Raw genomic sequence first — 18815 nt, 5'->3', positions numbered from 1 at the left:
TTTGTGACGTAGGTTGCGGGTTCTTGGAAGGGACTAGGTATAATCATCGCACAAAGAGTCAAGGGAACTTATGGGTTCTCTTTCTACATCAATCTAGCATTAAGTGAACAGGGATACTTCCATGCAACTCATTATGAGTCTGGTTGGGATGGCAGTACTGATTGGTATTGCCGTACTATTTTCCAGCAATCGTCGAGCGATTAAACTCCGTACCGTTGGCGGGGCTTTCCTTATCCAAATCGTTATCGGTGCATTCGTGCTTTATGTACCAGCAGGTCGTAGCGTCTTACAAGGGATGTCTGATGGCGTTTCTAAAGTCATCAGTTATGGCCAAGATGGGATGAACTTTATTTTTGGCGGCCTTGTTTCTGACAAAATGTTTGAACTATTCGGCGGCGGCGGGTTTATTTTCGCACTACGTGTACTGCCAATTATTGTCTTCTTCTCCTCTTTAATTGCCGTTCTTTACTACCTTGGCATTATGCAGCTGGTTATCAAGATTCTTGGTGGTGGCCTGCAAAAAGTACTTGGCACATCAAGGACGGAGTCTCTATCTGCAACAGCGAATATCTTTGTTGGGCAAACGGAAGCACCATTAGTTGTACGTCCTTATATCTCTACCATGACCAACTCTGAGTTATTCGCAGTAATGTGTGGTGGTTTGGCCTCTGTTGCTGGGTCTGTACTGGCAGGCTATGCTCAAATGGGTGTTCCAATGGAATACTTGATTGCAGCATCATTCATGGCGGCGCCAGGTGGGTTACTGTTTGCTAAACTCTTAGTGCCAGAAACGGAAAAAGCGTATGATAATGTCAATGCGACAGAGCTGATTGCTGAAGATGAGCGCCCTGCAAATATTATCGATGCAGCCGCTTCAGGTGCTGCTTCCGGTATGCAATTGGCCTTGAACGTAGGTGCGATGTTACTGGCATTTATCGCTTTAATCGCCCTAATTAACGGTATCTTAGGTGGTATTGGTGGCTGGTTCGATTACCCTGAACTGTCTCTTGAATTAATTCTAGGTTGGTTGTTTGCTCCGATTGCTTATTTGATCGGTGTGCCATGGAGTGAAGCAACAATTGCAGGTTCATTTATTGGACAGAAAATTGTTGTCAACGAATTCGTGGCCTTTATGAACTTTGGTGAATACATGAAAGCCGATGCGGATGTACTTGCAGCCGGTAAGCAAGTTCTGTCTGATCACACTAAAGCCATTATTTCATTTGCACTGTGTGGGTTCGCTAACCTATCTTCTGTGGCTATCTTACTTGGGGGGCTTGGGGGCATGGCGCCAAACCGTCGTGGTGATGTGGCACGCTTAGGTATGAAAGCGGTTCTCGCGGGTACACTCTCTAACTTAATGAGTGCAACAATTGCTGGTTTCTTCCTAACACTCGCAATTATATAACCTCAAATCTTTGAGAAAGGGCAAATGCCCTTTCTCTTTCATTATTATTTCATTATTTTCAGCTATATTCTTTCTTACTTTTTATTTCATCCTTCTATTTTTGAACTACGCTTAATCAAGTGTATTTATGGCGTGAAGTGACAAAAAAAGTCATAAAAAGCCATTTGAGAGAATAAAATTGAGACTAATTAGCGTATAATTGAGACATTGTTCACAAATATGTATTTAACAATGTAACTTTCAGGCAATTAATGTGATTTGTGGCACATAAAATAGCCGAGTTCCATGGTCAAATAGGTATAAATTAGCTGCTATGGACTGCTAGTTCTCAGAGTGCATACACTCTAGGGCATTGTGCGGTGAGAAGGAATTCAGCTGCTACATTCGGGTTTTCGAGTAGCATCTTTAAGGAACCAAGCCCGCTCGCCAACAAAGAACGTGTTGTTCTGACAGAATTCACAAAGTTGGAGAGTTTTTATGACTGATTTAACTGTAGCTGCGCAACGCGCACTAAATCTAATGGATTTAACCACCCTGAATGATGACGATACTGATGAGAAAGTGATTGCACTGTGTCATCAAGCGAAAAGTCCTGCGGGGCAAACGGCTGCCATCTGTATCTACCCTCGTTTCATCCCTGTTGCCCGTAAAGCACTACGTGAGCAAGGTACGCCAGAAGTGCGTATTGCAACAGTGACTAACTTCCCTCACGGTAATGACGATATTGATATTGCACTGGCTGAAACGCGTGCGGCTATCGCTTATGGTGCAGATGAGGTTGACGTGGTTTTCCCGTATCGTGCATTAATGGCTGGGAACGAAAAAATTGGTTTTGATTTAGTGAAAGCCTGTAAAGAAGCTTGCGCTGCTGCAAATGTACTTTTGAAAGTCATTATTGAAACGGGGGAGCTAAAAGATCCGGCTCTGATCCGTAAGGCTTCTGAAATTTCAATTAAAGCAGGAGCAGATTTCATTAAAACATCAACAGGTAAAGTACCTGTTAACGCCACCCTTGAAAGTGCTGAGATCATGATGCAAGTGATCCATGATATGGGCGTAGCAAAAACAGTGGGTTTTAAACCGGCTGGTGGTGTGCGTACCGCTGAAGAAGCTGCTCAATACTTAGCATTAGCAGATAGAATTTTAGGTAAAGATTGGGTTGATGCTCGCCATTTCCGTTTTGGTGCATCAAGCCTGTTAGCTAATTTGCTGAATACGCTTGGTTTTGAAACTAAAAAATCAAGCAGTAGTTATTAATTAGACCGCGCTTAAGCGATTACCTAGATTCTGTTTGAATTAAGGAGCATACCGTGTTTCTGGCACAAGAAATTATCCGTAAAAAACGTGATGGCAAACCACTGAGCGAAGAAGAAATTCGTTTCTTCATTAATGGTGTACGCGATAATTCAGTTTCTGAAGGTCAAATAGCCGCTTTGGCAATGACCATCTATTTTAATGATATGACCATGGCTGAGCGTGTTGCCCTGACGTTAGCAATGCGTGATTCAGGCACTGTTTTAAATTGGAAATCATTAAACTTAAATGGCCCACTCGTCGATAAACACTCTACGGGTGGCGTTGGTGATGTCACCTCATTGATGTTAGGTCCAATGGTAGCGGCATGTGGCGGCTATGTTCCGATGATTTCGGGGCGTGGTTTAGGCCATACCGGTGGCACACTGGATAAGCTTGAAGCGATCCCTAATTTCGATATTTTCCCTAATGATGAGCGTTTTCGTGACATTATTCGTGACGTTGGTGTTGCAATTATTGGGCAGACGAGTTCACTCGCACCTGCGGATAAACGCTTTTACGCAACACGTGATATCACTGCAACGGTTGACTCTATTCCACTGATTACTGCCTCTATTTTAGGTAAAAAATTGGCAGAGGGCCTTGATGCTCTAGTCATGGATGTTAAGGTGGGTTCAGGTGCATTTATGCCAACCTACGAAAAATCAGAGCAACTGGCCGAGTCCATTGTTAAAGTCGCTAATGGTGCGGGGTGTAAAACAACCGCACTGTTAACCGACATGAATGAAGTACTCGCTTCTAGTGCCGGTAATGCGGTTGAAGTACGCGAAGCCGTTCAGTTCTTAACGGGCGAATACCGTAACCCTCGTTTGTATGAAGTGACGATGGCGCTGTGTGTTGAAATGCTGGTGTCTGGTTCATTGGCGGCAAATAGAGAAGAAGCTCGCCAAAAATTACAAGCAGTCTTAGATAACGGTAAGGCAGCGGAAGTCTTTGGTCGTATGGTTGCGGCTCAAAAAGGCCCAAGTGACTTTGTTGAAAACTACAACAAATATTTGCCTACTGCTGTACTGAGCAAAGCGGTGTATGCAGAGAAAGCGGGTATAATTACCGCGATGGATACACGTGCGCTCGGCATGTCTGTTGTGACATTAGGTGGTGGCCGTCGTAAGGCAACGGATCCGATTGATTATAGTGTTGGTTTGAGCGATATCGCCGCGTTAGGTACTTCGGTTGATAATCAAACTCCACTAGCAATTATTCATGCTAATAGCGAGAAATCGTGGGAAGAAGCGGCAAAAGAGGTGCGTGCGGCCATGGTTATTGGTGATCAAAAACCAGAAACGACGCCAATGGTTTATCGCCAAATTAGTGAATAATTGACAAACAGTTTTATCAGTGGCACTTCCTAATTAGGAAAGATGACGCAGGAGAGAAGTTATGAAACGTACATTTATTATGGTGTTGGATTCTTTTGGGATTGGTGCAGCCGGTGATGCGCACAAATTTAATGATGAAGGTTCAAACACATTAGGTCATATTGCAGAGGCCTGTGCACGTGGTGATGCAGACAAAGGTCGTCAAGGACCACTGCATTTACCTAACTTAACCAAATTGGGTTTAGGTAAAGCGGCTGAAGCATCTTGCGGTAAATTCCCTGCTGGCCTTGATCCCAATTCAGAAATTATCGGTGCTTATGCTTACGCGAGCGAAATCTCGTCTGGTAAAGATACACCATCAGGCCACTGGGAAATTGCGGGTGTACCTGTGCTCTTTGATTGGGGGTATTTCGCGGATGAAGAAAATAGCTTCCCACAAGAGCTGTTAGATATCATTGTTAAACGTGCTAATTTGCCGGGTTACTTAGGTAACTGCCACTCTTCAGGTACGGTTATTTTGGATAAACTGGGTGAAGAACACATGAAAACGGGTAAACCGATTTTCTACACCTCCGCTGACTCCGTATTCCAAATCGCCTGCCATGAAGAGACTTATGGCTTAGACAAACTGTATGAGCTATGTGAAATCGCTCGTGAAGAGTTGACAAACGGCGGCTATAACATTGGTCGTGTTATCGCACGTCCATTTATTGGCGATAAAGCTGGTAGCTTTGAGCGTACCGGTAACCGTCATGACTTAGCCGTTGAGCCACCATCACCAACGATGCTGCAAAAATTAGTTGAAGAAAAACAAGGTGAAGTGGTTTCTATCGGTAAAATTGCGGATATCTACGCACATGTAGGTATCACTAAGAAAGTCAAAGCAACAGGGATTGATGCGCTGTTCGACGCAACCGTGAAAGAAATGAAACTGGCTGGTGATAAGACTATTGTATTTACTAACTTTGTTGATTTCGACTCCGCTTATGGTCACCGCCGTGACGTACCGGGCTATGCAGCAGCGTTAGAACTCTTTGACCGCCGTTTACCGGAACTGATGGAACTGGTCAAAGAAGATGATATTTTGATCTTAACCGCAGACCATGGTTGTGACCCAACTTGGCATGGTACTGACCATACCCGTGAGCACATTCCTGTTCTGATTTATGGTCCGAAAGTCAAACCAGGCTTTTTAGGTCATCGCGAAACATTCGCGGATATCGGTCAGACAGTCGCTAAATATTTCGATCTATCACCGATGGAATACGGCAAGCCAATGCTGTAATTGGTTAACATAAAAACTAAATAAGGCAGGAAACTGCCTTATTTATTGTTGATAGTATTGGGTCATTTGCCGTAGACAGCGAGTATTATCAGTCGCTACTATTATCAGGTAATGATGTTAAACCCTTTAATTTAATGATTTATAAGGAATAATAATAATGGCAACTCCTCATATTAATGCAGAAATGGGTGATTTTGCTGACGTCGTATTGATGCCAGGTGACCCGCTGCGTGCAAAATATATCGCTGAAACTTTCCTCGAAGACGTGCGTCAGGTGAATAATGTTCGCGGTATGCTAGGTTTCACTGGTACTTATAAAGGTCGTAAGATCTCCGTGATGGGTCACGGTATGGGTATCCCTTCTTGCTCTATCTATGCAAAAGAGTTGATCACTGATTTTGGTGTAAAAGTGATTATTCGTGTGGGTTCATGCGGTGCGGTAATGGATGATGTGAAACTGCGCGATGTTGTGATCGGCATGGGGGCATGTACTGATTCGAAAGTAAACCGTCAACGTTTTAAAGATCACGATTTCGCGGCAATTGCTGACTATGAACTTGTTCATAATGCGGTAGAAGCTGCGAAGGCAAAAAATGTTAATGTTCGTGTCGGTAACTTATTCTCTGCTGACCTGTTCTATTCTCCTGATCCAGACATGTTCAAAGTCATGGAAAAATACGGCATTCTGGGTGTTGAGATGGAAGCTGCGGGTATTTATGGTGTGGCTGCGGAGTTCGGTGCTCGTGCGCTGACCATTTGTACTGTTTCTGACCATATTAAAACAGGTGAGCAAACAACCTCAGCGGAGCGCCAAACAACGTTCAACGAAATGATTGAAATCGCATTGGATTCAGTGCTATTAGGCGATAAATAATCATTAAATGATTTTTAATTGAGTAATGCCACGTACATCACGTGGCATTTTTATTTGGGGAAAAATGAAGCTCATGGCACCCAAGTGGGTTTGATTACCCTCGATTTTTATTAATCCTACTCATCATAATCGCATCGACATATTGGCCATCACGGAAAGCGTAATCACGCATCACACCTTCTTGTTCAAAACCAAACTTTTTATAGAGCCCCAAGCCATTGTCATTAGTGGCATACACTTCTAATTCAATACGGCGGATGTTTAACCAGTTATCACAGTAGTCGACCATCACTTGCATAAGCTTCGAACCAATACCTTTTCCTTGGTGCATTTGACTGACCGTAATGCCAAAACTCGCGGCATGTTTACGCCGTTGTTGACTTGGTTGATGAAGAGTGAGGATCCCAACGACAGTATTATCAAGAGTAGCAACAAAATGCGTGACGAGAGGATCATTGGTAGCTAGACGCGCCTCCCAAGTTTCTGTCGATGGGTAGGGTAGCTGTAATGTATTAGCGTATGCCGAATAATCAATATGCATTTGAGTGACGGCGGGAATATCGTCTAAGGTTGCTCTACGGATAACGATGTCGTTCATCATGCTATTTCTCTTTTTTATTTGAAAACACGATCATTAATCATATAAGCCTAGTGAACGTCAAATAATTAAATGATCGTATTTTCGTGAGGCAGCGTTTTATCAGCCCGTATTTTAAGCGAATAAAAAGGGGGAATTAACCCCCTTCAATAGCTACGGTTATGGTGTCATCGTAAATACTTTCGGGTTTTGCCCCAGATATTGATTGGCGATACGGTTGAGATCATTGACCGTAAGTTGCTGGATAATGGCACGCTCTTGGTTTAGACGCTGATATTGTTGGTCATCGGCAGCGACCTGAGCTAACGCCTCGGTCCAATAACCTGAACTGTCGGTTATTTGTGCATTTTCCGTAAGCCAAATATTTTTTGCTTCAGTTAATTCTTTACTATTTACCCCTGAGTGACGTAGTTGATTAATTGTCTTTTGGGCGATCTGTGACATCTCCTCAGTACGTTCTGGTGAGGTGGTAAAGTTGAGGCGTGCAAAATAGTAAGGCTGCGGTTTTTTCGCCAGCATTTGTGAAAAACCAAGTGCATAGATACCGCTGGCTTTTTCGCGTAGTTCGCCGCGTAGACGTTGGCTCACAATGGTATCTAGCAGTTGCATTGCTAACTGATCTTGCTGTGTCCATTGTGCAGGGGCAGCAAATTGGATGCTGACCATACTTTTATCACTACTGCTGATCGGGTAATTTTTATTGAAGCTCGCCATTTTAGGCATGATCCCCTGATCACGCCATGCCAGCTGATGATGACTGGCAGGGATAGAAGCAACCCACTGTTCTAATAATGGTTTTAAGTCACGGGTATTCACTGCTCCGCTAATTACCAGTGTCATATTCGCCGTCGAAGTGAGTAACTGGCGGTTAGCTTGCTGTAATTGGCCCGCGGTGAAATTTTTCCAGCCACCTTGTGGGTTAATGACTAACAGTTCACCGTGCTGGTAGCTTTCCTTATTAATATTATCAAGGAAGGTGCGCTCAACAGGTGTTTTGGCAAGGTTCAACGCAAATGACTGTTTCTGCTGCTCTAATTTTTCACCGCTAAATTGCGGAACTGTCAATTTTAAGTGCAGTAATTGCAGGGCGGTTTCGAGGTTATCAACAGGGGCCTTACCGCGGAAACCATGAGTGAGCAATTCACTATAAGGGCGAAGCGAAATCTGATTTTGTTTCGCTAATAATGCCAAATCACGTGCGCTATATTCACCATAACCGCTACTTTCTGGTAGCTTTAATGCCCAATCTGTTAGCCCCGCAGTTTGCATGGTTTCAAGTGAACGGCCGCCGGGTAGCTGTAAATTAAACTGAATATCTTCTTTAAGATTTTTATCAGCTTTGACGATGACCTGAATACCATTGCTAAGTAGCCAACGTTCGGTTTTTGCGACAGGAAGTGCAGTCTGCTCAGTGATTGTGCCTTTAGCCACTTTAGGCAATTGCAGAGTGATCGCTTGAGAGCGTAAGGTGAATGGCCCCGGTGAACTTAGGCGGGTATTTTGCCACTGCTCACTAAAGTCTGCATGATTGACTTTATTTGCGTCAGTATCAGGACCAATTAGGGCTAAGCGTGGTGAAGCTTCATTTAAAAAGTTAGCAACGTGCTGTTGTAAATCGTGCGGTTTAACTTTTCCAATCAGTTGGTAGCTCTTATCCAATTGTTGGCGTTTATTCCACATTGGCATCTCATATTCAAGCGCGGTGGTTAATTGACCTGCCAAATAATCATTGCCATAGCGCTGTTCAGCGGCGGCCTGCTGGCTGAGTTTTTTCAATAGATTTTGACGAGCGCTATCAAGCTCTTCTTGTGTTACCGGCTCAGTCGCTAATCGCTGTAGCTCAGTAAATAAAACCTGAGTAGCGCCAATATAATCATCTCCTTTAGGGTGGATAATCATTAATTGTTGTAAGCGCTGGTTATCTAACATCGAGCCTTGCTCATTAATACTAATGGCGGGTAATACGCCATTATCCACTAAGACAGAGAAACGTTGATTTAGAATGGCGAGCCATAAGCTATCCATTAAATCTTCGTATTGCCCTTCTCGTGTGTTGAGAGGGGCGATAATGTCTTTTTGCAAAGCAAATTGAACATAACGAGCGCCTTGCTCTTTATCAAACACAGGTTGAACTAACAGCAAATTAGAGTGAGCAAACTGCTTCCATTCAGGATTGTCTTGAGACAAGGTTTCTGGCTTTGGTATAGCGAAAAGCGTATTGATTTCGTCACGTACTGTAGATTGATTGAAATCCCCAATCACCAGCAGGATCATACGTTGTGGCTGATACCATGTTGCATAATACTCTTTTGCTAGTTCAATCGGTGCTTGGCGAACAATATCGAGTTCCCCTATTGGGTTACGCTCTGCATAGCGGCTACCGTGGTAGCGTAAATGCTCAAGGCTATCATTAACACGATAGCCCATCCCTTGGCGCAAACGCCACTCTTCAATAATCACTGGGCGCTCTTTTTCAAACGCTTGTTGATCAAATGAGATATTGGATGCCCAATCCGCCATCACTTGTAGGGCTGTTGAGACTTGTGCTGGTGTGGCGTTCGGGAGTGATAGCTTATATAAGGTTGAATTGAGGCTAGTGATCGCGTTGACATGACTGCCAAGCTTCAATCCTTGCTGTTCTAACTGTTTAAAGCCTGTTGTGCCTGGAAAATGTTTTGTACCTTTAAAGGCCATATGTTCAGTAAAATGGGCCAATCCTAGCTGTAGTTCGTTTTCTTGCAACGAGCCACTTTTCACTAATAAGCGTAGCTCAACACCTGGTTGAGAACGCGGTAATAGGTAAACGTTTAGGCCATTATCTAATTGATAATGTTGCAAATCAGTACGGATAGGCAATAAATTCTGCCCCATCGTACTGGATGAAGCAGACACCCCGCAGCCTGTGAGGCTGAGGCCAATAAAAGCGGCGAGTAATATTTTACGAAGCATATTCAGGCAATCCTGTGGTTATATTGGCGCGAGTTTGCGCTTCTTGAAGCGGTAGAGTGTGTTCGGCAACTTGTGATAGGAAACGTTGATGGGTAACCAACACAATAGCGCTATCGTGTAGTTCATGTTTAATGAGTTGAATTAACTCAAGGGCGCTATTTTCATCAAGTGCTGAAGTGGTTTCATCCAAAAGTAATAATTTAGGGCGATTCAGAAGAAGTCGAGCAAACATAATGCGTTGTTGCTCACCACCTGATAATCGGTTATGCCAGTCTGTCTCTAAACTTAATTGATAGTGCAGTTTCTCTAGACCCACTTTGCTAAGTGCGAGTTTAAAATCAGCCTCTGTAAATTGCTTAGCATCTTGAGGGTATGCCAGTAAGCTGTCTAAACGGCTGATAGGAAGATAAAGGCGTTGTGGGATCCACATTAGGTGGTTTGTACGTTTAATCGCACCTTCAAAGAATGGCCAATGGCCACTTAAAGTACGTAATAGGGTTGATTTACCAATGCCGGAGCGCCCAGAAATTAAAGTGACTTCCCCTTGTTTAGCCACGACATGCACATGCTCAATTAAAGTGCGATTATCTGAGGTAGTCACTTTAACAGCGGCATCAAGTAAAGGTGGTTCTTCGGTGATTTCTACCTCAGCCGCTTTATCATTTTCCAATAAAATCACAAAATTATATAGACGTGAGACGGTAGCCTGCCATGCCGCTATTTCTTTATAGGCGAAAATAAACCAGCCTAATGAAGTGGCAACACTGCTAAAGGCTTGGCGTAACTGCATCAAACCGCCTAACATAATTTCGCCGGCGAGGAATTTGGGCAGCGCCAATAATACAGGGGCGAGAGCGGTCACTTGTTGGTAGCCAACGGTGTAAAAAGAGAGGTTCCGTTCGCAACGAATTAAACGGTTCCAATTACGAATAATTTCACCGAAGCGCTGCATGAGCTCTTTTCTATCTTGCGTCTCACCACGTTGCCCTGCTATTGCATCGCCATGCTGACGGCAATTGATCAAGGCGCTACGGTAATCGGCTTCACGGCGCTGCTTATCCATATTTAAGCGACGTAGAGGGAAACCTATCCATTGCGTTAAGGCGATACCAATAAGGGTGTAAATAATACAGGCCCAAAACATATAACCGGGGATAGACCAATCAGTACCCACCAAGTTGAATGAGAGGCTACCTGACAGTGTCCAAAGAATAGTGGCAAAGGAGACCAGTGTTAACATTGAGTGCAGGAAGGTGACCAGCAGATTCAGTGTCGATTCAATCAATAATCGAATATCTTCTGCAATACGTTGATCAGGGTTATCTGGCTCTTGTGAGGTTAATCGTAGCATGTAGTGTTTACTGTTTGGAGAAAGCCAGCGATTGAGCACTAACTCTGTCATGCCTTTACGCCAACGAATGATCAGCATTTGCTTGAGATAGTTCCCCATAACGACCACGAAAATTAATCCGCTTACTAACACCACAAAATATTGCAAGAGGCCATAGAGTGCCTGACCATCCAGTTTCTGTAACGCATTATAGAAATCACCGTTCCACATGTTCATTTTGACATTGAACCAGACCGATGACAGGGTTAGCCCCAGTGAGGCGGCAAGCAGTAGCCAGCAGAAAAGGGCAGCGCGCTGCCCCCAAAAAGGTTTAACTAAATAGAAAAATTGTTTCAGTGTCTTCATGACGTTCTTCGTATTGTTGTTGTAGATTGCTCACATTGCTAACAAGATTTAAAGGTCGTAATTGACCTGTAGCCAGAATTGGCGACCTGGATCGTAAGATTTCAACACCCTATCTTCGAACACAAAGCGGTCTGCGATATTTTTGTTATTCAAGATATTGTTCACTTCAACAGAGAAACCAAAGCCATAGGCAAAATCAGGTTTCCAGCCAAGGCGGGTATCCCATGTGTATTTACTGGAGAAGTGCTGTTTGGTGTATTTACGAACTTGCCCATACTCGGGATCAAATGCGTAGGCATTGTCATAGCGAACAGCTTGGTCGCGTGCGCCCCACCATTGCAGGCGGTTATACCAAGTTAGGTCGTAATCATCCCAAACACTGGTCAGTTCTAAGTTTAATTTGAATGGCGAGTTGAAACTGGTGGATGGCAGTTTCGAGGCATCAATGACTTTACCGTCATACCATACCTTGTTGAGGTTCACTTTATTGGCAGGATCAAACGAGTTATAGCCTGCATCTTTTGGCGTATTACTTTCACTTTGCTGCCATGTCAGTGAAGCGGTCATCACATGAGAAGCTTCTGCCCACTCCCAAGGTTGGCTGTTATTAACGGAAAGTGTCACGGTGTCATGTGAACTACGACCGCCATTATCAAAGGTGCGAATGCTACGTTTACTTGCATCACGAGTGTCGTATTTGGTACGCGTTCTTACCTCGTCATAACCTTCACGGTGGACATATTGTAGGCGCCATGTGGTTGATAAGATCTCCTGTTGCAGTGCAAGGGTTAGCTCATCGTTATAAGGGGTTTTAAGTGAATCAAGTCCTTCATAATCTTTTTTGTTATCCCAATCGTTTTTATTAGGATCTAGGGAGCAGCCATCATAACTATTGCATAATTGCATCCCATCATTTTGTGCGCCATATAAGGCATAGGTGAGCATTGAACGACCGTAATAACGGTTCGCACCTGCAATAATCTGTGTTTTGCCATCGCCAAAGACGTCGTAGTTACCGGATAAACGCGGTGCTATATTGGTACGATTAACGAAGTCGTCGCGATCTAAACGGATCCCCGGACGAATGGTTAACTTGCCGTATTGAATATTGTCATCAAGGAATACAGCATAATTAGTGTAGTCCGCAGCGTGGCTTCCTGCTTGGAATCGAGTGACATTACTGAGGTAACCGTTATACATGCCACTGTCATCTATGCTACCTGTGTATGTATAACGGAAGTAGTCTTTATCTCGTCGATAAGTGCCTTTGGTGTAATTGAGCTCTGCGCCTAAAGTGGGTTTATGAGTGAGGCCTATGCCATCTTCCATGGTATTAAAACGCATCACCCCCTTTAACCCATGATTTTTCTGTTTTGAGGTGAGATCGCCTAAACCGCCGCTGCTACTTTCCGTGGTTTGATAGGTGGAATAGTCAATAGCACGGACTGTGAGTGAATATTTTTGGTCATCAGTACGATCATCTTTGAGTGTTTGGGTGTTAGCGGTTAACTCGAATTGGCCAATATCAAATTGATGTTTAAAAACCGCGGTAAAACCCAGTCCATCATGGGTTGAATCATAACCTGAATTCATGACTGAAGCAGAAAATAGACGACTATCGTAAGAGGCATAGTTAGCTGAGAGATCTAATGTGCTTTTATCTGATAGGTCGAGCGAATATTTCAGGAAGTAGTTATCCGATGTACGGTGCTGCTTCTTTTCACCTGAAGCGAAATTAACCATTTCCACTTGATTATTTTCATCAAAGATAACGGAATCGCCGCCAGTTACCGTCATTGGTATCGTGGAACTGCGGCGTGACGCTGAAAATACGATACCTGAATTTTCACTGACACCTAATTCGAACCAACCACCAAAATCATCTTTATCGTAGCGATTTTGGAAACGAGCAGGGTTAGCGGTGTCATTCTTGGTCGTATCGATCCCAAGCGAGGAGTCATGAAATAAATTGTTCCAACCGGAGCGGGTTAACCGATAATAGGCGTGTGCGCTGTTTTCACCTTGCCAGCGGCGGCTATTAACCTCAACGGTTCCCCCCGTAAAGCCACCAAATTCGACAGGAATATTATTGTCATAGACCGCCATACTATCGATAAGACGACTATCGATATAGATCCCCTGATCGCTACTGCTTAAGCGGGTTGCTGTTTCACCAAGGCCATTATCTGCAGGGTCAAAGTCATTGTTGAAGCTAACGCCATCAAGACGATAAGCATTTTGATAACTGCTGGAGCCGTGAATTGAAATACGCGAAGGCTTTATTTCCCCTTGGTTCATTGAGTTGCTGTCATTATTAGCAAATTGAACGGCAGGGTTGGTTTTCATCAGATCCGTAATATTGCCATCGCCCGTGTTACGTTGGCTGATCTCTTCCGATGTCACATACTGTGGCGCAGACATAACATCTGTCGCTGGGTGATTTTGTTGTACGACCCCAGAAACCTGTGTTTCGGGGAGGACTAATGTGCCTTGATTAAGGTTCTGTGAACGGATCACGAAGATGCCATTATCACTGACTAACTCTAATCCGCTACCGATAAGTATTTTTTGTAATGCGGTTTGTGCGGTGTAGTGACCTGATAATGCAGGCGCGCGTAGGCCATTGAGTTGGCTCTTGTCATACAGTAATTGGATATTTCCTTGCTGGGTTATCTGTGCCACAGAAGTGGCTAGTGCTTGTTCTGGAAGTGAGAAAGCGACTTCTTGCGCAGCAGCAGATTGGCAAACTATTGCGCTACTAACGGCAACGAACAGTGCAAGCGGCTTAAACCGTTTGTGGGTGAATCGAATAGACATGAGTATCCCTTATTCTTAAGCGGCACAAAAAGTGTGCTAAAAATGGCAAAATAAATAACAACTGCTTAAGTAGAGGGGGAAATGAGAATTATCCTCACCTGTAAATCGAAATAATTTTCATTTATTTTTTTTATTTTGAATAATCAATATGTTATTTTTGTCTTGATAAACGACTTGTACAGGTAAAAGCATTGGAAGTGCTTGGAAAAATGACTCAGGTTGACGTAAATTGATCCGACCAGAGATTTTACTTTGCGCTAAAGAAGGCGGTGATAATTCAATGTTGACGGGTGAGTAAGCGTTAAGTTCAGAGAGCACCTCAGCCAATGGTTTATCAGTAAAGCTCAACTCACCAAAACGCCACCTTGCCACATCAAGAGGCGCAATTTTATTCATTTTGACAGGGCTATTGATGGCAGAGCTAGTCGCGCTATCCCCAGCAAACAGGTAAGTCGTTGCTTGCTCTTGCCCTGTTTTCAGACTCACTATCCCTTTGCTAACACGGACAGCGACTTGTTGCTGATGTCTATCGACTTCAAACTCAGTGCCAATGACTTGAATGCGCCTTTCATCGGCTAAAATCACAAAAGGCCGATAAGGATTGGATTTGACTTTGAAATAAGCGTTACCTTCATCTAGATATATCCGCCGAACCTCTGTTTCATAGGCTACCCGCACGCGTGTCTGGCGATTGAGAAATAATGCAGAGCCATCTGATAGAGTGACCTCTTTTGGCATATTAGTTGCGACGAGAGTCATATTGTTGAACAACATTGAGGGTAGCTGACTATAGGGTAAGAATAAAATAGCGGCAATAAATAGCGCTGCTAAGGTATTTCCCAATGGGCGCCATAACCGGAAAAAGAGCTGTTTTTTCGGGGGGAGTTCAATAGACGCTGGCCGTGGCATTGAATCGAACTCGCGCCAAACCCCTGCAATCGCTTCATAGGCTTTCGCATGCTCAGGAGATGCGTGTAACCAGATATCAAATTGCTTTGCTTGTTCAGCGCTCATCTGCTGACTGTGCTTGCGGGTGAACCACAGCGCTGCTTGCTCATCAATAGAATCTAATGTATCCGGCTCAGAGTATGTTGTACGTGTCATTAATTATTATTGCTCTGATTATCAAGGTGTTTTTTACAATGTACCAAAGCTGCTGCTATATGCTTTTCGACCATACTAATGGAAATTTCCATTCGTTCAGCAATCTCACTTTGTGACAAACCATCAAATCGGTAGAGCAAAAAAGCTTCGCGACGCCGTGGAGGGAGCGACTCGATCGCCTCACTAAGCCACTGGATACGTTGTTGATGCTCCAGTATTTCACTGGGATCAGCTTGTGTCTCTTCGAGCTGCTGTTCAAGTAAAGCATCATCAATGTTTGTTTCAGACGTGGATTGGCGTTGATGACGTCGCCAATGGTCAATTAACACATGATTGGCGATTTTGAACAAATAAGCACGGCTCTCTTTAATCGGAGATTGCTCTTTTCGATTAAGCCATAGTGTAAACACATCCTGAGATAAATCATCAGCATCGTTACTATTACCTAGCCGATTGCGGAAAAAGCGGACAAGTTGGCTATACGTTGACTGATATGCGCCGCTAATTTTACGGGCAAGGGATTTATCAATAGTCATTTTTCGCTGGTGTTAAAAGTTAAATTACACGCTTAGGCGTGATAAAGATTTGCTCAAATCGCTTTATTGTTTTATTTCAAATAGTTATTTTAACTTTAGAATGTTATTAATAATAATGAATATCATTTTTGTTTGTATTATGCCTATAATCTGCAAAAAATAAAGTCGTGAGGCAGAATATGAGCAGTATCGCGGGTAAGTTAGAGCGCCCGATTTTCCGTCCACTGGGCGGTTTATTTTTAAGTCTTCTTTTCCACGGAACACTCGCAGTGATATTTATTGGCTGGTTTACGGCGTCAATACCGACAACAGGGGTATTGCCACCCGCAATATCATTACAACTAGGCGTTTATCAGCTTGAACAGCATTCAGAGCCTGAAGTGAATCATGCTGCGAAACAGCAGATGGCGACACATGAGGAAGTTTTACCTGAATTAGTTGAAAAAACAGAAAAACTACCCGAAACACCGTTAGTTAATAATGGAACCTTAACCAAGGTCAGCGAAAAGAAACACCCACCTAAAAAGAAACCTACACAAGTCAAAAAAGTCGTTGAAGAGGCGCCTCTCAGTACGCAAGAGTCAGCAGTGACTTCGGCACCAGCAGCGGGGAGTGAAGCAAGTAGCAGTGCGAACTTCTCCAGTAATGCCTCGGTGGCGGTGAGTGGTCATCAAGGTTGGCACAGTGAGGTTCATCAGCGTTTAGCAAAAGCGAAACGTTATCCAAGGGCGGCGCTACGTTTTCGTTCAACCGGTGTCTCTCAGGTCAAAGTGATGGTGGACAGTCACGGTGAGGTGATTAGTGCCAGTTTGATTAATTCATCTGGAACCAAACTGTTAGATAAAGAGGCGATTGCGACCATAAACCGCGCAGCGCCATTCCCAGCCCCTCCTGAAACGCTATTAGTGGATGGCAAAGTCGAATTCGTTGCACCGATTGTTTTTGATACTTATTCCATGTAATTGAACTGCTGAGGGGAGATCCTCAGCAGTGTGAGTTCGTGGCTTAATTTTCAGGGGGTTTGGGCTTATTCGGCTTGCTTTTAGCACGACGTCTTTTAGGGCGATAAGGCCGATGTTCGCTTCTTTTTCGGTCGAAATGAGGTTTTTTGGCAATGTTTGGTGCCATATTTTCATCATCTTCATTGCCGCTGTCTTCATCAACAACGAGCTGAGGCGGTACATTTTTGCCTTTCTTTTTCTTGGTGCGGAATAAGGTATTTGCCAGCACAATCCCAATACAGAGTGCTAATAAAATAAAGAAACGTAATACATTGGTACTGTTATCAGCTTGCTGAATTTCTGTGGTTAGTAGCTCAGTATCAATGGTAAGCCGTAAATAACCTTTTGGCTCTTCTTTTCCGGGAATAGGTACAACCAGTTGATATTGAAAAGGTTGTGTTGATTGTTTGCTATCAATGGCAAGGCGTTCACGTACCGGAACTGACTCTCCCGCACTCGCAATTAAGGTTCCTCCCGCCGAATAAATACTGGCATCCAAAATGTATTTGTCTTTGGTGACATTGTTTAAATTGGCGATAATGCGTTCTCGATTAAAATCTTTGCTGCCGGAAACGATATAATCGGATAAGCTGAAAGCCACTTGTTCGGCCAAAACTCGAGTTAGCTGTTTAAATTGTTCGACTCTGTTTTGGTTTTGGCTGTTACCTAAATAGGTTATGCCATGCATTAATAGGGCGATTAATGCGACACAGATAATAATTATCACTGTTTTGTGAAGCTTAAAGGTCAGTTTCATAGAAATCACTAAGTGCTCTTTATCCATTCTCTGGCATCATGTTGCCAGAGCTTGTACAGATAAGGTAGTTTTGGGGCATATTTTTATTATAAAACGTTGAGTCGATTACAGGAGCTAATTTTCATGTCAACGAGTTTGACCTATTGCTATTTACCCGATGAAATTCAAAAGTGGCCTGGGTTACCGCTGTCATTGAGCGGTGAAGAGGTCATGCCTTTAGATTATCGCGCTGGCGACAGTGGTTGGTTATTATATGGACGAGGGTTAGATAAGGCACGGATCAGCGATTTTCAGCAGCGTTTGGGGATAGCGATAGTGATCGTTTCATCATGGCGAATCGATGACTATCAAGTGGTCAGAATTGCGGGAAGCATTACTCCTCGCATCAAAAAATTAGCCGATGAAAGTTTATTAGATGTTGTTCCATTAGGGCAAATTCCCCGTTTACGTTCACCGGGCCTGCTGTTAATGGATATGGACTCTACGGCAATTCAAATTGAATGTATCGATGAAATTGCACGTTTGTATGGCGTGGGCGAGCAAGTATCGGAAGTGACTGAACGAGCCATGCAAGGTGAGTTAGATTTCACGGAAAGCTTAAGAGCGCGTGTGGCGTTACTTAAAGGGGCCGATGTGATGATTTTGCAGCAAGTCATGGATACGCTGCCATTGATGCCTGGCTTAACCAGCCTTGTTCGTAAATTACAAGCGATGGATTGGCATGTGGCGATTGCATCAGGAGGATTTACATTTTTTGCCGATAACTTACGTCAACAATTAAAATTGGTCGCCGCTGTTGCGAATCAGCTAGAAATCAAAGACGGCAAGCTCACCGGTAAAGTCAAAGGGCCAATTGTTGATGCCAAATTTAAAGCACAAACGCTGGTTAAGTTAGCAGAGCGTTTAGAAATACCGATTGAACAAACCGTGGCAATCGGCGATGGCGCAAATGACTTGAAAATGTTGCGTAAGGCGGGGTTAGGAATAGCTTATCACGCGAAGCCAAAAGTCTACGCACGTGCCAAAGTGGCTATCCGTCATGCTGATTTAATGGGGGTTATGTGCGTGTTGAGCGGGGGGCTTAAACACGAAGAGCGGTAATATTCATCATACAGGGCAGCCGTAAAGCGACGGGGTATTTTAAGTATTACGGGCAG

General features: G+C 43.8%; 14 protein-coding genes. 7 read left to right on the top strand and 7 right to left on the bottom strand.

Annotated features, from left to right (window positions below; genetic code table 11):
• Positions 1 to 133 precede the first annotated feature (133 nt).
• From PR709_RS08325 to deoD, 5 genes are all read left to right on the top strand, one after another.
• Positions 134 to 1408: a NupC/NupG family nucleoside CNT transporter gene (locus PR709_RS08325; RefSeq protein ID WP_169342151.1), complete on the top strand. Its 1275-nt coding sequence runs from the start codon at positions 134 to 136 to the stop codon at positions 1406 to 1408.
• Positions 1409 to 1885: 477 nt separating this feature from the next.
• Entirely contained in the window at positions 1886 to 2665 is a 780-nt protein-coding gene (gene deoC / locus PR709_RS08320) for a deoxyribose-phosphate aldolase (RefSeq protein WP_004926644.1), read from the top strand.
• A gap of 53 nt (positions 2666 to 2718) precedes the next feature.
• Entirely contained in the window at positions 2719 to 4041 is a 1323-nt protein-coding gene (gene deoA / locus PR709_RS08315; RefSeq protein WP_004926646.1) for a thymidine phosphorylase, read from the top strand.
• Between the two features lie 61 nt (positions 4042 to 4102).
• Positions 4103 to 5326: a phosphopentomutase gene (gene deoB, locus PR709_RS08310; protein ID WP_014656829.1), complete on the top strand. Its 1224-nt coding sequence runs from the start codon at positions 4103 to 4105 to the stop codon at positions 5324 to 5326.
• A 157-nt stretch (positions 5327 to 5483) separates the two neighbouring features.
• Positions 5484 to 6200 carry a purine-nucleoside phosphorylase gene (deoD, locus tag PR709_RS08305; protein WP_004926652.1) on the top strand — a complete coding sequence of 239 codons (717 nt, stop codon included), beginning with the start codon at positions 5484 to 5486 and terminating at the stop codon, positions 6198 to 6200.
• Between the two features lie 94 nt (positions 6201 to 6294).
• Here deoD and PR709_RS08300 read toward each other — a convergent pair whose 3' ends face one another.
• The 6 genes from PR709_RS08300 to PR709_RS08275 all read right to left on the bottom strand — a co-directional run bounded on the left by PR709_RS08300 (position 6295) and on the right by PR709_RS08275 (position 15900).
• Positions 6295 to 6798 carry a GNAT family N-acetyltransferase gene (locus tag PR709_RS08300; protein ID WP_169342152.1) on the bottom strand — a complete coding sequence of 168 codons (504 nt, stop codon included), beginning with the start codon at positions 6796 to 6798 and terminating at the stop codon, positions 6295 to 6297.
• Positions 6799 to 6957: 159 nt separating this feature from the next.
• On the bottom strand, positions 6958 to 9747 hold the full coding sequence (locus PR709_RS08295; RefSeq protein ID WP_272570857.1) for a M16 family metallopeptidase: 2790 nt from the start codon (positions 9745 to 9747) through the stop codon (positions 6958 to 6960).
• The gene (locus tag PR709_RS08290) at positions 9737 to 11443 is read right to left on the bottom strand and encodes an ABC transporter ATP-binding protein/permease (protein WP_004926661.1); all 1707 of its coding nucleotides are present in this window, start codon (positions 11441 to 11443) and stop codon (positions 9737 to 9739) included. The genes PR709_RS08295 and PR709_RS08290 overlap by 11 nt, the downstream gene beginning before the upstream one ends.
• 48 nt (positions 11444 to 11491) lie before the next feature.
• Positions 11492 to 14260 carry a secretin and TonB N-terminal domain-containing protein gene (locus PR709_RS08285; protein ID WP_036941908.1) on the bottom strand — a complete coding sequence of 923 codons (2769 nt, stop codon included), beginning with the start codon at positions 14258 to 14260 and terminating at the stop codon, positions 11492 to 11494.
• 117 nt (positions 14261 to 14377) lie between these two features.
• Positions 14378 to 15364 (bottom strand): FecR family protein, encoded by a 987-nt coding sequence (locus tag PR709_RS08280; RefSeq protein WP_272570856.1) that lies wholly within the window; start codon positions 15362 to 15364, stop codon positions 14378 to 14380.
• On the bottom strand, positions 15364 to 15900 hold the full coding sequence (locus tag PR709_RS08275) for an RNA polymerase sigma factor (protein ID WP_014656824.1): 537 nt from the start codon (positions 15898 to 15900) through the stop codon (positions 15364 to 15366). The genes PR709_RS08280 and PR709_RS08275 overlap by 1 nt, the downstream gene beginning before the upstream one ends.
• Positions 15901 to 16079: 179 nt before the next feature.
• Between PR709_RS08275 and PR709_RS08270 the strand changes: the two genes are divergently transcribed.
• Positions 16080 to 16862: an energy transducer TonB gene (locus tag PR709_RS08270; RefSeq protein WP_004926672.1), complete on the top strand. Its 783-nt coding sequence runs from the start codon at positions 16080 to 16082 to the stop codon at positions 16860 to 16862.
• 43 nt (positions 16863 to 16905) lie between these two features.
• Here PR709_RS08270 and PR709_RS08265 read toward each other — a convergent pair whose 3' ends face one another.
• The gene (locus PR709_RS08265) at positions 16906 to 17685 is read right to left on the bottom strand and encodes an AhpA/YtjB family protein (RefSeq protein WP_004926675.1); all 780 of its coding nucleotides are present in this window, start codon (positions 17683 to 17685) and stop codon (positions 16906 to 16908) included.
• Between the two features lie 96 nt (positions 17686 to 17781).
• On the opposite strand from PR709_RS08265, the gene serB reads away from it, so the two are divergent.
• Positions 17782 to 18759 carry a phosphoserine phosphatase gene (gene serB, locus PR709_RS08260; RefSeq protein WP_004926677.1) on the top strand — a complete coding sequence of 326 codons (978 nt, stop codon included), beginning with the start codon at positions 17782 to 17784 and terminating at the stop codon, positions 18757 to 18759.
• Positions 18760 to 18815: the final 56 nt, after the last annotated feature.

It is taken from the genome of Providencia sp. PROV267 (assembly GCF_028477825.1).
GTDB classification, from domain to species: Bacteria; Pseudomonadota; Gammaproteobacteria; order Enterobacterales; family Enterobacteriaceae; genus Providencia; species Providencia stuartii.
Note: the sequence above shows the minus strand (reverse complement) of the source record. Positions and strands in the feature narration are given on the sequence as shown.

Bases quoted from the DNA above. Each gene is read 5' to 3' on its own strand.
- PR709_RS08270 (WP_004926672.1), top strand. From the start codon at position 16,080: ATGAGCAGTATCGCGGGTAAGTTAGAGCGCCCGATTTTCCGTCCACTG.
- PR709_RS08275 (WP_014656824.1), bottom strand. From the start codon at position 15,900: ATGACTATTGATAAATCCCTTGCCCGTAAAATTAGCGGCGCATATCAG.
- PR709_RS08325 (WP_169342151.1), top strand. From the start codon at position 134: ATGAGTCTGGTTGGGATGGCAGTACTGATTGGTATTGCCGTACTATTT.
- deoD (WP_004926652.1), top strand. From the start codon at position 5,484: ATGGCAACTCCTCATATTAATGCAGAAATGGGTGATTTTGCTGACGTC.
- PR709_RS08285 (WP_036941908.1), bottom strand. From the start codon at position 14,260: ATGTCTATTCGATTCACCCACAAACGGTTTAAGCCGCTTGCACTGTTC.
- deoB (WP_014656829.1), top strand. From the start codon at position 4,103: ATGAAACGTACATTTATTATGGTGTTGGATTCTTTTGGGATTGGTGCA.
- PR709_RS08300 (WP_169342152.1), bottom strand. From the start codon at position 6,798: ATGAACGACATCGTTATCCGTAGAGCAACCTTAGACGATATTCCCGCC.
- PR709_RS08265 (WP_004926675.1), bottom strand. From the start codon at position 17,685: ATGGATAAAGAGCACTTAGTGATTTCTATGAAACTGACCTTTAAGCTT.
- deoC (WP_004926644.1), top strand. From the start codon at position 1,886: ATGACTGATTTAACTGTAGCTGCGCAACGCGCACTAAATCTAATGGAT.
- serB (WP_004926677.1), top strand. From the start codon at position 17,782: ATGTCAACGAGTTTGACCTATTGCTATTTACCCGATGAAATTCAAAAG.
- PR709_RS08280 (WP_272570856.1), bottom strand. From the start codon at position 15,364: ATGACACGTACAACATACTCTGAGCCGGATACATTAGATTCTATTGAT.
- PR709_RS08295 (WP_272570857.1), bottom strand. From the start codon at position 9,747: ATGCTTCGTAAAATATTACTCGCCGCTTTTATTGGCCTCAGCCTCACA.
- PR709_RS08290 (WP_004926661.1), bottom strand. From the start codon at position 11,443: ATGAAGACACTGAAACAATTTTTCTATTTAGTTAAACCTTTTTGGGGG.